General features: G+C 51.9%; 14 protein-coding genes. 9 read left to right on the forward strand and 5 right to left on the reverse strand.

Translation table 11 applies throughout. The features are described from left to right. Positions 1-1,447 (forward strand): xanthine dehydrogenase family protein molybdopterin-binding subunit (locus BWM17_RS00025; protein ID WP_309491826.1); only part of this gene is annotated, 1,447 nt, incomplete at its 5' end. Positions 1,448-1,475: 28 nt separating this feature from the next. Here the strand turns inward: BWM17_RS00025 and BWM17_RS00030 are convergent. Together BWM17_RS00030 and BWM17_RS00035 are read right to left on the reverse strand one after the other, a co-directional pair. Continuing rightward, positions 1,476-2,168, reverse strand: coding sequence for a fibrillarin-like rRNA/tRNA 2'-O-methyltransferase (locus tag BWM17_RS00030; protein ID WP_309492362.1), 693 nt, complete (start codon positions 2,166-2,168; stop codon positions 1,476-1,478). Beyond that, positions 2,165-3,379: a hypothetical protein gene (locus BWM17_RS00035; RefSeq protein WP_309491827.1), complete on the reverse strand. Its 1,215-nt coding sequence runs from the start codon at positions 3,377-3,379 to the stop codon at positions 2,165-2,167. Before BWM17_RS00035 ends, BWM17_RS00030 begins: the two co-directional genes overlap by 4 nt. 133 nt (positions 3,380-3,512) lie before the next feature. On the opposite strand from BWM17_RS00035, the gene BWM17_RS00040 reads away from it, so the two are divergent. The 4 genes from BWM17_RS00040 to BWM17_RS00055 all read left to right on the forward strand — a co-directional run bounded on the left by BWM17_RS00040 (position 3,513) and on the right by BWM17_RS00055 (position 6,362). Continuing rightward, positions 3,513-4,439, forward strand: coding sequence for a dihydroorotate dehydrogenase (locus BWM17_RS00040; RefSeq protein WP_309491828.1), 927 nt, complete (start codon positions 3,513-3,515; stop codon positions 4,437-4,439). Positions 4,440-4,457: 18 nt separating this feature from the next. Next, a complete protein-coding gene (locus tag BWM17_RS00045; RefSeq protein ID WP_309491829.1) occupies positions 4,458-5,291 on the forward strand; it encodes a dihydroorotate dehydrogenase electron transfer subunit in 834 nt (277 codons plus the stop codon). Positions 5,292-5,414: 123 nt separating this feature from the next. Continuing rightward, a complete protein-coding gene (locus tag BWM17_RS00050) occupies positions 5,415-6,140 on the forward strand; it encodes a helix-turn-helix transcriptional regulator (protein ID WP_309491830.1) in 726 nt (241 codons plus the stop codon). Between the two features lie 36 nt (positions 6,141-6,176). Then, positions 6,177-6,362, forward strand: coding sequence for a 30S ribosomal protein S30e (locus BWM17_RS00055; RefSeq protein WP_309491831.1), 186 nt, complete (start codon positions 6,177-6,179; stop codon positions 6,360-6,362). Positions 6,363-6,386: 24 nt separating this feature from the next. On the opposite strand, the gene BWM17_RS00060 is transcribed toward BWM17_RS00055, so the two are convergent. Continuing rightward, positions 6,387-7,490 (reverse strand): DUF763 domain-containing protein, encoded by a 1,104-nt coding sequence (locus BWM17_RS00060; RefSeq protein WP_309491833.1) that lies wholly within the window; start codon positions 7,488-7,490, stop codon positions 6,387-6,389. Positions 7,491-7,607: 117 nt separating this feature from the next. Then, entirely contained in the window at positions 7,608-8,138 is a 531-nt protein-coding gene (locus BWM17_RS00065; RefSeq protein WP_309491835.1) for a hypothetical protein, read from the reverse strand. Between the two features lie 118 nt (positions 8,139-8,256). Between BWM17_RS00065 and BWM17_RS00070 the strand changes: the two genes are divergently transcribed. The 4 genes from BWM17_RS00070 to BWM17_RS00085 all read left to right on the forward strand — a co-directional run bounded on the left by BWM17_RS00070 (position 8,257) and on the right by BWM17_RS00085 (position 11,882). Continuing rightward, positions 8,257-9,588: a CFI-box-CTERM domain-containing protein gene (locus BWM17_RS00070; RefSeq protein ID WP_309491836.1), complete on the forward strand. Its 1,332-nt coding sequence runs from the start codon at positions 8,257-8,259 to the stop codon at positions 9,586-9,588. A gap of 114 nt (positions 9,589-9,702) precedes the next feature. Beyond that, entirely contained in the window at positions 9,703-10,218 is a 516-nt protein-coding gene (locus BWM17_RS00075; RefSeq protein WP_309491837.1) for a nitroreductase family protein, read from the forward strand. Positions 10,219-10,336: 118 nt separating this feature from the next. Beyond that, positions 10,337-11,128 (forward strand): selenium-dependent molybdenum cofactor biosynthesis protein YqeB, encoded by a 792-nt coding sequence (yqeB, locus tag BWM17_RS00080; protein ID WP_309492363.1) that lies wholly within the window; start codon positions 10,337-10,339, stop codon positions 11,126-11,128. A 16-nt stretch (positions 11,129-11,144) separates the two neighbouring features. Next, positions 11,145-11,882, forward strand: a complete 738-nt coding sequence (locus BWM17_RS00085; RefSeq protein ID WP_309491838.1) for a HisA/HisF-related TIM barrel protein — start codon at positions 11,145-11,147, stop codon at positions 11,880-11,882. 29 nt (positions 11,883-11,911) lie between these two features. Here BWM17_RS00085 and BWM17_RS00090 read toward each other — a convergent pair whose 3' ends face one another. Continuing rightward, positions 11,912-12,532: a MarC family protein gene (locus BWM17_RS00090; RefSeq protein WP_309491841.1), complete on the reverse strand. Its 621-nt coding sequence runs from the start codon at positions 12,530-12,532 to the stop codon at positions 11,912-11,914. Positions 12,533-12,573: the final 41 nt, after the last annotated feature.

Raw genomic sequence — 12,573 nt, forward strand, 5'->3', positions numbered from 1 at the left:
CCCCGCCATCCTCCAACTCAAACTCGGCACAGACCCCAACGGCCACTTCACAGCCCTAGAGGCCAACGTAACCCTGAACACGGGGGGGTATGCCGTGGAAGGCTCTGGAGTGATTGGAGCCTGCTACTCCTTCATTTTCGGCCTTTACAGGTTTCCCGCCTACAGGTTCGAGGGCAACGTCGTCTACACCAACCGCCCTCCCAGCTACGGCTTCAGAGGCTACGGCAACCCCCAGGCCCAGTGGGCTTTGGAGCAGCTTGTGGACATGGCTGCAGAGGAACTAGGCCTAGACCCCCTGGAGATACGGAGGAGAAACCATGTGAGAATCGGAGACCGCATGGTCTTCGCCCCCAAGGTCACCATTGAAACCTGCGGCTTGGAGGAGTGTATGGACCGGGGGGCTGAGCTCATCGGCTGGAAGCGGAGATACGACCCCGCCTACCGGGGAAAAGGCGCCAAAAGAAAAGGCATAGGCATGGCCGCCATGGCTGGGAACAGTGGATTGGGCGCAGCCGCAGCGTCTGTACCTCCGGAAGTCTCCAATGCATTGCTGGTGTTGAACGACGACGGCACATTCAACCTGCTGATGGCTCTGCATGAAATGGGGCAGGGAATCAAGACGGTGATACTTCAGATGGCCGCGGAGGAGTTAGGCGTACCTCTGGAGGCCATCAAGCTGAGCGCTGAGGTGGACACGGAGTTTCACCCCTTCGACCACGGCTCCTATGCAACCCGCGCCACCTACGTGTGCGGCGCAGCGGTGAGACTTGCGGCCGCTGATGCTCGAAGGCAAATTCTCCAACGGGCAGCGCGAAGGTTAGATGTCAAACCGGAGCGCCTCGAGATGGCTGATGGAAAAATCTACGTTAAAGACGACCCAGAGACGGCGATAACTCTTCAAGACCTAGCTGAATACATCCGGTTCCACGAACAGGAAGACGCAGGGACTATCGTCGGCCGCGGGTCCTATACGGCTAACATCAACTCCCTCCCCTTCGGAGCTCAGTTTGCCGAGGTGGAGGTGGACATGGAAACGGGGGAGGTGCAACTCCTCCGCTTCGCAGCAGTTCACGACATGGGCACGGCTGTCAACCCTCAGATGGTGGAGGGACAGATTGAAGGCGGTGTGACCCAAGGCCTAGGCTACGCCCTCACCGAAGACACCGTGGTTGATCCCCAGACGGGAGCAATTCTCACCACCAGTTTCCTCGACTACAAAATCCCTTCCTCCCTAGATATTCCTCCTCTTCACGTGGTTTTAGTCCAGCCTTCTGATCCCCACGGACCTTTTGGGGCGAAGGGCATAGGGGAGCCGCCTATTGTTCCCACAGCGCCAGCTGTCGCCAACGCTGTGTACAATGCTGTGGGCGTCCGAATTAAGGACCTGCCCATCACTCCTGAGAAGATTCTAAAGGCATTAAGAGAGAAGAAATCAGCGAGGACCTGAAAAGAGCTGAGAGGGGGACGAAGCCACATTAAGCCTTAGGCTTCGCTACGATGAAACTGTGGTCTTTGTCGTAGGGCTCCAAGCTTATCTTCTCCAGTACGGTCATTCCCCAGCCTTCTAAGACTTGAACTTCTTTTCGGAAAACCTCTGAGGGTTCTTTGGTGACGTCGATGCTTCGGGCTTTAACCGCCAGCATGGTTCTGCCTCCTGGTTTAAGAAACATCTCAGCGTTGTCCACCAACACTCTCGCCTGCTCCGGCTGGGCGATGTCACAGTAGATAGCGTCCACCTTCTCCACAGACCATCGATAGGTTTCCGGCTTTCTAGCGTCAGCCATCAGAGGTATCATGTTTTTCCTGTAGGCGCAAACATTGCTGACGAGCTCCCGTATCACTCTCTGAGCAAACTCCACGCAGTAGATTTTACCCTCGGAGCCTATGATGTCCGAAACATGGCTGGCTGTGGTGCCTGTGGCAGCCCCTAAATAGAGAACACGGCTGGAAGGCTGGAAGGGAAAGGTCTTCAACCCCTTCCAAAGGGCGGCGGCCAGCTTGCTTCGGTAGGGGTCCCAAAGCCTGAACTCCAGTCCTCCCACCCTCACCAGCTTCTCTCCGTAAACTCCCCTACCGGGGGTCAGGTTTTGGGTAGCCAGTTTTCGCGTTCCTTCTAAGCCGTAGACCCAGTAGACTCCTTGAAAATTTTCATGGGGCTTTATTCTCAGCGCCGTCGACCTGACCTCCCCTTGCCTTTCTTAGGTTTCTTGGCCTTGGGAGGCTTAACGGGAGGCTTCTTGTATTTCTCCCTAATCTCCTTTACTCTCCGCTCCAGCTCAGCCTTCAACCTAGCTCCCACATCCGACCCTGTTAGAGCGTCCACCCGGCTGGCGATGGCGATCTTCCCAGCCAACGCCCTCGCCATCTTTCCTCGCTGCCATCTCGGCGCTTGATGGACAAGAGGATGCTGGAAAAGGACTCCGTGCTTCGGAGGTCTAGCACCTGTTTTAAGAGACCTGAAAAGAGCTTTTTCCGCCCCTAAAACTTGAAGCTTGCTTGCAGGCATCATGGCCATCTTCTCCAATCCGCCGCTGAGGGCCAGCATCCGGGAGCCTAGGCTGGCGCCCACCAAGGCCTTCAGGTTTGGAGCAACCTCCTCCATGAGGCTTTCAGCTTTTTCCGCAAGTAGTTTTCGGGTTTTCCAAGTTTCGGAGTAAAGCTTGCAGAGGAGTTGGAGGCTTTTCAGGTCTTCTTCTAGAAGAGGGGCTCCCACAGAGTTTTGAGCCAAGGCTTCCAGCTTCTTGGATTTTGACTCGGGAAGGCCGAGTTTAATCAGGTTTTGAGCGTTAAAATTTTCCCTCAGCCCCAAGGTCTCCACCAGTCTGGCGTAGGTTTCATGGGACTCCACCGCCCTGTCCAGCTCTGGAAAATGGAGACCGTACCATTCTCGAAGCCTTCCCGCTAAGATGTTCAGAGCCTTATCCAGCTCGTCCACAGCGTTTATGGCTTGGATAATTATTTTATCCCTCTTCCCCGCCGCCCTCCGGATTTTAACCCTTGTCACCGCTGTAGAAACTTCCCGGAGGACGTCGTAGACTTCCTCCTCCCTCTCCGCATAGCCCACTTGGACAGCTACGTAGGCGAGGTTTGACCGCAAAAATTCTCCGGCGCCAGTAGACTTTTCCACGGCAACCTCTACGCCTAGCTGCTCGCGAAGGCCTGAGGCTAGGTTGCTGTTTTCAACAATGAAACCTTCGCAGCTACCTTTGAGCCTTTGAACCATCCCCCGAACTGCATCATCCACTTTCCCCTCTAAGGAGAGAATGCGCTCTGCCGCCTTTTCAGGGTCTTTAGGAAAAAGGACTTTATCTACAACCTTGCCGGCTTCGTCGAAAGCTAAAACCCCAATCACCGAATCAACTAGGTACACTTTTCCCATAGTCGTAGCCTCAGAAAGTTCCGCTACTCCATCATATAATAAAGGCTCTTATAAAGCTGTCAGGAAAAACTTTGCTCCTTCAGAAAGGAAGCTTGAATAAGCTGGAAAGCGAAAAGTTAAAGGGGTCTCACGTGTGAGGACGCCTCGCGAAGCTCCCTGCCTCACCGTAGAATTAGCCAGCGTTAGACTTAAGAATCCCCTAATGAACGCGGCTGGCATTTTAGGGTTGACCGCCTACTCCCTGAAGAGGTTGGCAGACGCAGGATTAGGAGCTGTGGTAACTAAGTCCTACGGCTTGAAGCCTAGAGCGGGTCATGCCAACCCCACCATCGTCCAAGTGGAAGGCGGGCTTCTGAATTCAATGGGCTTGCCCAACCCAGGAGTCGAAGCCGCTGCCTCGGAATTGAAAGAAGCCGTAGCCATGACAGACACGCCCATCGTCGCCAGCATCTTCGGGTTTAAACCTGAAGATTTTGAAGTGGTAGCCAAACGGCTTGACAGCCTCAAAGTCGCTGCCTTTGAAGTCAACGTTTCATGCCCCCACGTCAAGGAGGTGGGTGTGGAAATAGGGCAGAAAAAAGAAGCCTTAGCCGAAGTTGTGAAGCAAGTGAGGCGTGCCACAAAGAAGCCCATAATCGTCAAGCTAAGCCCTAATGTGGCTCAGATAACCGAGATGGCCAAGGCTGCCCAAGACTCGGGGGCAGAGGCTGTTACCGCCATCAACACTCTCAAAGCCATGGCCATCGACATCGAAACGGGGGCCCCCATTTTGGCAGGTGTTTTCGGCGGCCTTTCAGGGCCGGCTATAAAGCCGATAGCTGTTCGATGTGTTTACGAGCTTTTCAAGGAGATTCAGATTCCCATCATAGGCTGCGGAGGCATCAGCAACTGGGAGGATGCTGTGGAATTTATGATGGCCGGCGCCTCCTTTCTTCAAGTGGGAACAGCTGTCATGTTCAAAGACCTCGCCGTCTTCGGGGAAATCCTCCACGGTCTTCGAGATTACCTGAAAAAGAAAGGACTTCGCAGTGTAGAAGAGTTAGTGGGGCGGGCTCATTAAACGCGAAGGAAGTAGGTCATGAGCAAAAATATTCAGCTCGCTGCAAGGCCTCGAATGGTGAAGGTTCAAGCCGTCAGAGAGGAAACTCCCTCCATTAAATCCATTTTCTTCCGCGACAAACCCTGCTCCCAAGCTGAACCCGGGCAGTTTATCATGGTTTGGATTCCGGGTGTAGACGAAGTTCCCATGAGCCTCTCTAAAATTGGAAAAATAAACGGCGTGGAAATTTCAGGTATAGCCGTCAAAAAAATAGGCGAAGCTACGGAGGCCCTTCACAGATTAGAGAAAGGCAACCTTATCGGGGTTAGGGGACCCTACGGCGTCGGCTTCAAAATGGTGGAAGGCAGGGTTCTGGTGGTTGGCGGAGGAGTGGGCATTGCCCCTCTTCTTCCCTTGGTGGAAACGCTGAAACGGAGGAAAGGCGCTTTAACCGTGGTATTAGGCGCCGCTACCGGAAAGGAGCTTCTCGGTGCAACCGAAGCTTCCAAGGTTCTCCGAAAGGGAAAAGACAAACTTTTCATGGTGACGGAGGATGGAAGCCGGGGAATTAAAGGAATAGCCTCCCAAACGGTCGAACGTCTGTTAGAGGAGGAAGAATTCAGACAAATTTACGCCTGCGGCCCTGAAGCCATGCTTAAGAAAATTTTAGATGCTTCACTTAAGCACAATGTTCCAGCCCAGATGAGCTTGGTCCGCTACATCAAATGCGGTGTCGGCCTATGCGGAACCTGCATGCTGGGTAAACACCGCGTCTGCCGAGAAGGCCCTGTTTTTTCAGGGAAAACCTTGGCTCAGATTAGAGAATTCGGTAAAACTGTTAGGGATTCTTCAGGGCGGCTGACGCCTCTTTGACTCGGTTTTCGCCATTCAAAAAATAAATATAGTAAATTTTTCGAGTATTTTTTATTGTCATATATATAATTAGGGAGAAAAAAATAAAAACCATTGACTATATTTATATTAACGTGTCTAAATTTGTCTCTCGAGAAAATGGATGTAAAAGAGACGGAAGTGCACAGGGCTCTTTCCGTTGAGCCGAGAAGACAGGTTTTAGGTCTTCTCGCCAGCTACGGGCCATTAAGTCTGGAGGACCTTTCGCGAAAAACTGGTTTGAAGACGATAACCCTCCGCCATCATATGAGGATACTGGAAAACACAGGCTTGGTGGAATCCTTTTTGAAGGGACGGGATGGCCCTGGGAGGCCTACGCAGCTTTACACAATTGTGAGCCGATACGTGAACCTCAGTTTTCCTAAACGCCAATATGAAATGCTTACTCAACACTTGCTAGAGTTTCTTCTCAAAAAGAAAGGTGAGAAATATACCGTTTCCATCTTAAGGGAAATCGGGGCAAAACTGGGAGAACAGTTGATGAAGAATCTCAGCTTTCAATATGGAATTCAACGCTGGGATGAAGACAAATTCAGCGAATACGTGCTCCCCGAGATCGCTAAGATGGGCTCATATCCTTCCTTGACCAAGAGGGCTGATGGGAGTTTAGAAATAAGAATATCCAACTGCATTTTTTACGAAGTCGCTAAGGCTAACCCAAAAATCGTGTGCGAAGGGCACAAAGCCTTCTTCCAGACTATAGCCAATTATTTAGGGAAATACGAGGCTGTAAACGAATACTGCATCGCGGAAGGAAATAGACACTGTATAACCATCCTCAAAAACCTTGAAGCCGCGCGCAAAGTTTAATTATGCATCCAAACTTCCAAACATAGGTGAAGCGCCATGCCGACCCACGGATCCCTTACCAAAGCCGGGAAAGTCCGCTCCCAAACGCCTAAAATCCCAGCTAAGGAACGACATTCCCCCATTCCTAGGTTTAGAGTTAAAAGAAACTATGAAAAAAGGGTCCTTTTGAAGAGGGAAGTAGGCCAAAACTGGATGAGGCCTAGGGGAAGAAGGTTTAGGTAATATCTCTTCAGCGAAAAAGTCTCCCTAGGAATAAAGGCTCCCCAGCCTTTTTAAAGCATCCAACTTGTCTTTTCTCCCTAATTCCGCTGCCTCCACAGCCTGTTTAAGATACTCAGCCGCCTTCTCCATGGCCCTCTTCCTAACTGGAAAGGGAACACCGTCCTTTCCGCCGAAGGCAAAGGAAAATCTGAGAGGGTCCTTCCAACTGGGTTTGGCTCCGTAGATGAGCTGGGAAACCAAGGCCAGACCCCTCACCGTCGCGGGGCCTATTCCCTTCACGGCTAAAACTTCTTGGAAGTCCTTAGGCTTAACCTCATAAGCTTCCCGGAGGGCTTGCCAGTTGACTTTTCCAGAATATACCCTGTAAAACTTCGCAGCAGCTACTGAACTAAGCCAGCCTTCTAAGGTCTGCTGGCTTGGGGGCGCAACCACCAAATAGGGCCGGAGGGTCTTGTCCGGATTGTCGACCACTAGGTCTCTGCAGGTTTTCCGGCATTCTCCGCTTTCTTGAGCCGTCATGTCTAAGACTTGCTTGTGAACTTTTTCACCCCATATGCCGCTGTGAGGCTCCTCTACGAAGCTTTTCAAGTTTCGGCTCTGCCAATGATATCTTCGAGCTGTTCTGGTGGCCGGGTTCAATCCCTGCTGAACGACCACCCAACTACCTCCCTCTGCCATGAAGAGGGTGTGATGGTAGATCTGATATCCAGCTTGGATGGCGGCGCTGTCCACCTTAGCTGTCATGCGGCTGGCGTATTTCAGCTCTTCCACCCGGCTGGTGGAGAGCCCCAGCGGCTCGCTGAGTGTTTCAATTTCTTCAAGGGTTTTCTTGGAGGCCTCTCCCTTCCCTCCCGCAGCCTTAATCCCCAAGTCCTCCTCCCTGAAGACGTCTTTCAGCACTCCGCATGTCACCGTGGTGGAGCCGCTACTGTCCCAGTCGAATCCTAAGACATTGGAGCAGGCTTGAAAGAATAAGGGGTCGGACAGTCTGACCAGAAGTTCTTCAACCCCAAGCTCGTCGACCATAACTCTGAAGATGACCTTAGCTAGCCTCACCATCCTTGAAACAAGCCATTGGGGGGCGGTGCCGTAGTGTAGCTTTAGCTCTAGTACTCCGGAACGCCGCAAGGAATCCCACCTAGGCGAGCTGAATTCCTGTCTTCCAGTGTTTTTAGGATAGGTTTAAACTGGAGCAAGTTTGAAAATACCCCTAGGTTGGGTTGAGCCTGATATCAGTCGTGTTTACTATATATATTGGGTTATGGTGTGGGGATACTTTTCGTAGAGAAGCCTCTCCAACTGTCTCCTAAGCTCCGAGTCTAACTTTCTATGGCCTTCGGAAAGAATGCCTAAAGGCTTCTCAGCATGCAAAATTGGGCCTTGCATGACGATGGGGCTGTTCAGCTGGCGGAGGGAAGTAGGCTGGGTGGCGAAAAGGCTTTGAACGACTTTCTGAAGGTTATCCCCGGTCCGGAAGACTTCAGCCAACTGGGCTGTTTGATGGCGGGTTAGAGGCCTGAATCCGTAGGGAAACTCGGCGGAAAGGCCGGGAGGCAGCTTGCGGTCTTCCAGTATTCCATGGACACCGAAACCTACGGTTTCATAGGGGTTGAGGCTTTGCTCTTTGATATGCCAGAATTCAGAGTTGTGGATGACTAAGATGTCATGGTAGCCTTTGACATCCCTTCCAACCAGCATATGCCAGCCTTTAGGGTCCTCCTCGTAGATTCTGGCAATCGTCCTCTTTACCTTGTCGGTTGGCAGAATTCTGCTCATCAAATAAAAGTTTTTCTGGGCGACTTTTAAACCTATTCCGAGGGCTGGAAGGCTCCGGGGGAATCACCCAAGATTTTAAATAGTTCGAGAAGGCAAGAAATGTTTCTAATGAGGGGTTTTGACAAAGAAAACCATCGCCGTCCTCTTGGCGATAAGCTTCCTCTTGCTACCGGCGGCCAACGTTCACTCTGAGGAAATAGCGGCGCCTCTTACCGCAGCTATGGCTTTCTCATCCAGTCAAGTCTACCCCGGAGAGTCCGTGGTCGCTGTTATCGTTTTGGAGAATATAGGCGTAGAAGAGATAAAACAGCTACGGGTAGAACTGGTTCTGAGCAGCGGCTTAACAGCCTCCCACGAGGCTTGGAATATTCCCTCCCTTCCTCCCGGAGGGTTGGAAACGTTGACTTTCGACGTGACAGCGGAAGAAGGCGCTCATGAACGGGGAGAAGTTAAGGCTAGGATCACCTACGATTCTGAGTCGTTTTACTTGGCCAAGGAGTTAGCTGTTAAAAAGGTGCCGCTGAAATTTGAAGTGGATGAACCTCTCCCCAGTAGCATAAAGTTGGGTGAAGTGAAAGAGATCAGCATTCCTTTCCGCCTTAAAAATGTAGGAGAAGAAAAACTAAGCAATGTCGTGGTCTCGGTGGAAGTAGACAGGGCTGCCTTCGAAGTTTTAGGAACCAAAGTTTACGAAACCATGGATAAAGGGGACGAGCATAGGGAAAACCTCAAAATAAGGTCCTTGGAAACTACCGAAGCCAAAGAATACAGCTTAAAGGTAAAAGTGGAGTTCACGGACTCCACGGGAAGACACGTCCTTACCGAAACAGAGAAAATCAACGTGGAAGAGGATAAGGAATGCATCATCGCCACCGCCACCTTCGGCTCCCGGCTTTCCTCGGAGGTTCAATTTCTAAGAAACTTCAGAGACCAGATCGTCTATTCAACCTTCGCCGGAGGAAGGTTTATGGTGCTTTTCGATCGGTTCTACTACTCTTTCAGCCCCCAGGTAGCCGGCTTCATCGCCGACCACGGTGCCGCTCGAACCGTGGCTAAAGGCTTTTTGTATCCGCTACTGGCCATTCTTCACGTTTCAGCCTTGGCCTACAACTTCTTCAACTTCGAAGAAGAATTCGGTATAGTCGTAGCCGGCTTAACCGCCAGCGCCCTCATCGGCTTGGTGTACTTAGCGCCTCCCTTAACCTTATGTTTCACCCTCTGCCGACGCCTAAAGAAGACGTTTACAATCTTCAACCGCTGGTGGCTTAGAGGCCTCTTTTTATTATGGGCGGGCTCAGGTGCTTTAATGGCCGCCAGTTCCCAATTCTTTCTGTCTGAAGTCATGATGGCTTCCTCAGGAGCCTTGGTCATTGCCACGATGAGTCTATCTGCCTGGTTGGCGGCCGGTTGGGCTCTAAACGGATTCCCTCTTAGAAGAGGAAGCCGCTGATCCGTCTGTCTCCCTCTTGCTATGTTTCTTTTCTTCATGTTTTCAGCGATTTTTCGGCTTCCGGTAATACATAAATAGGCGCGAAGGCTTGAAATGAATCGTGGTATCAGGCAGATGAATGTACTGGATGCAATAAAGACTAGGAGAAGCATCAGAAAGTACACGTCGGAAAAAGTCGACCCTTCGCTGCTGGAAAAAGTCCTCGAAGCCGGTAGGCTGGCGCCTTCCGCCCACAACAAACAGCCTTGGCATTTCGTCGTCGCCACGACCCCTCAAGCTGTGGAGAAGGTGAAAAACGCCTATGTGGGAAGAACCGAAATCAACGCCCCAGTCTTCATCGTGGTCTGCGCCGACCCCAAAGAGGCTTGGGTCAGGGAAGTGGATGGGGAGGAGTTCTGGAAAATCGACGCCTCCATCGCTATGCAGAACATGATCCTCGCCGCTACCGAACTGGGGCTTGGAACATGCTGGATAGGGGCCTTCAAAGAAAAGGCCTTGAAAAGGGCTTTGAAGATACCCCGCCGCATTCGCATCGTGGCTATAACCCCTCTGGGCTATCCGGCTGTTAAGAAGGGGGAAGTTGTCGACAGAAAGCCTCTGAGCCAGATTGTTCACTACGAACACTGGTAACTTGTGTGCGGAATCACATGTTCTACTCGCCTTCCGCCAATTTGGACGAGGTTAAAAGTATTTAGAAATGAAGATAAGTCTCCTCTAGGGAGACGGGGAGGGAAGTGGCTTGCTGGTTGTGGTGAAAGGCGGCGGAGATGTGGGCAGTGGTGTAGCCCACAGGCTGGTTAAAGCCGGAATGCATGTGGTCATCACTGAAATTGAAAGACCCACGGTGGTTAGGCGGGCGGTATCGTTCGCTGGAGCCGTGTATGAGGGGGAAGTTGAAGTGGAAGGAGTGAAGGCTAAACGCGCCGAAAACCTCGACCAAGCTCTCATCCTCCTGAATGAAGGTTGGATCCCTGTCGTCGTGGACAGCAGAGCTGAAACCGTAAAGACCATGCGCCCCGACGTGGTCGTGGATGCTCTCATGGCGAAGAAAAACCTAGGGACAAAAATGACGGACGCCCCCATCGTGGTCGGTCTAGGACCCGGCTTCACGGCCGGCCTAGACGTTCACGCTGTGGTGGAAACGAAGAGAGGCCATTACTTGGGAAAAGTCATCTACGAAGGGAAGGCTGAAAAAGACACAGCAACCCCGGGGCCTATAGAAGGCTACACGGTGGAAAGAGTGCTGAGAGCTCCGGCGGACGGGCTGTTTCGTTCCATAAAAAAAATCGGCGACAAAGTAGCTAAGGGGGAGCAGGTTGCCTCCGTGGAAGGGCATCCCATCTTCAGCCAAATTCCCGGAGTGATCAGAGGGCTGCTGCGAGACGGTCTTCAAGTGGTGAAAGGACAGAAAGTTGGCGATGTGGACCCTAGGGGCATTGTTGAGTACTGTTTCACTATTTCCGACAGAGCTAGGGCGATAGGCGGAGGCGTCTTGGAGGCCATCCTCAACCTGCAAAGAAAGGCTCGCAAACAGAGTTAAAAACAGGGTTTAAACTGTGCAAGTAATCCCTGTTCTAGACGTTAAAAAAGGCAAAGCTGTGCAGGCTGTGGCGGGTAGGAGAGAACGTTACCGTCCTCTCAGAAGCTGGCTTTGCTCAGATAGTGATCCACTTCAAGCAGCTCTAAATTTCAAAAACGTATTTGGCTTCAGAGAATTGTATATCGCAGACTTGGAAGCCATTGCCGGGAAGAAGCCGGATCTCCCCCTCATTGGGGAATTGGCTCGCTGCACAGGTCTAAAGCTTCTGGTGGACGTGGGAGTCAGAAAGGTTGCCGACGCATTGGCTGCTGTGAACTCAGGAGCATCGGAAGCGGTCATCGGAACAGAAACCTTACCTGAAATAAAACTTGTGGAAAACTGCGTAAACCGGCTGGGAGCTGAGAAGGTTACTGTCAGCCTTGATATAGTAGGGGGTAAAATCCTCAGCCCTTCGCCCTCCATCCGTTCGTCGAGTCCGTCAAATCTGGCTGAGGCTTTGGAAGCCTTAGGAGTTCCACGCATTATCCTTCTTGATCTCTCCAAAGTTGGAACTGGGAAAGGTGTAAACCTCGAACTCCTCAGAGGTGTTCTAGCTCGAGTTAGCGTGAAGATCTTGGTAGGCGGTGGGGTGAGAAACATCAGCGACCTAAAGCTTCTGAGAGGTTTGGGGGTTGAGGGAGTCTTGGTGGCTTCAGCCTTCCACAGCCATGAGCTCACTCGGGAGGTTCTTGAGGCGGAAGGCCTCCTTCCCTAGGCAGTTGGATTGGCACTCTTAACCAGCCTTCACACGGCTTGGATGAAGCCTAGGATCCCCGTTCTGATGAAGCTTATGGCTATGGCGCCTATGATGAGGCCCATGATTCTGGAGATCACCAAGGACCCTTGGCGGCCTAGATACTTATGAATGTAGGCTCCCGGGCGAAGGATCAACCAAGCTAAGAGAACGTTTAAGACTATAACTGCGAACACCGTCAGAGGCCCGAAGGGAGGGCTCCTCATCAACATCACCACGCTGATGCTTCCCGGTCCTGCCAGCAGAGGTGTAGCCAGGGGGAAGATGGCCACCTCCTCCGGCCTAGCTGACTTGTAATGTTTTTCACCCCTCCCTAGCACGTATTCCACGGCGAAGATGAGCAAGATGAGTCCGCTGACGATTCTGAAGTCGTCGAGGGTTATGTTGAGAAGCTGGAAGAGGTAGATGCCTCCGTAGGCGAAGACCATGAGAATTCCGAAGGCGACGAGGCATGACTTAGCTACAACCCTCCTCCGCTCCCACTCAGCCATCCCCTCGGTGATGGACAGAAATATGGGAATGTTTCCCACAGGGTCGAAGATGGCGAAGAGGGTGATGAAGCCTTGGAGGAAGATCATCCACTCCATCTGGAGGAGGGCGTCTTGGACCATGGTTCAACCCCACAATAATTCACCACCCTAGCCATATAACA

The organism is Candidatus Hecatella orcuttiae, from assembly GCF_002009985.1.
Taxonomy (GTDB): Archaea; Thermoproteota; Bathyarchaeia; order Hecatellales; family Hecatellaceae; genus Hecatella; species Hecatella orcuttiae.

Bases quoted from the DNA above. Each gene is read 5' to 3' on its own strand.
- BWM17_RS00035 (WP_309491827.1), bottom strand. From the start codon at position 3,379: ATGGGAAAAGTGTACCTAGTTGATTCGGTGATTGGGGTTTTAGCTTTC.
- BWM17_RS00065 (WP_309491835.1), bottom strand. From the start codon at position 8,138: ATGAGCAGAATTCTGCCAACCGACAAGGTAAAGAGGACGATTGCCAGA.
- BWM17_RS00090 (WP_309491841.1), bottom strand. From the start codon at position 12,532: ATGGTCCAAGACGCCCTCCTCCAGATGGAGTGGATGATCTTCCTCCAA.
- BWM17_RS00075 (WP_309491837.1), top strand. From the start codon at position 9,703: ATGAATGTACTGGATGCAATAAAGACTAGGAGAAGCATCAGAAAGTAC.
- BWM17_RS00045 (WP_309491829.1), top strand. From the start codon at position 4,458: ATGAGCAAAAATATTCAGCTCGCTGCAAGGCCTCGAATGGTGAAGGTT.
- BWM17_RS00055 (WP_309491831.1), top strand. From the start codon at position 6,177: ATGCCGACCCACGGATCCCTTACCAAAGCCGGGAAAGTCCGCTCCCAA.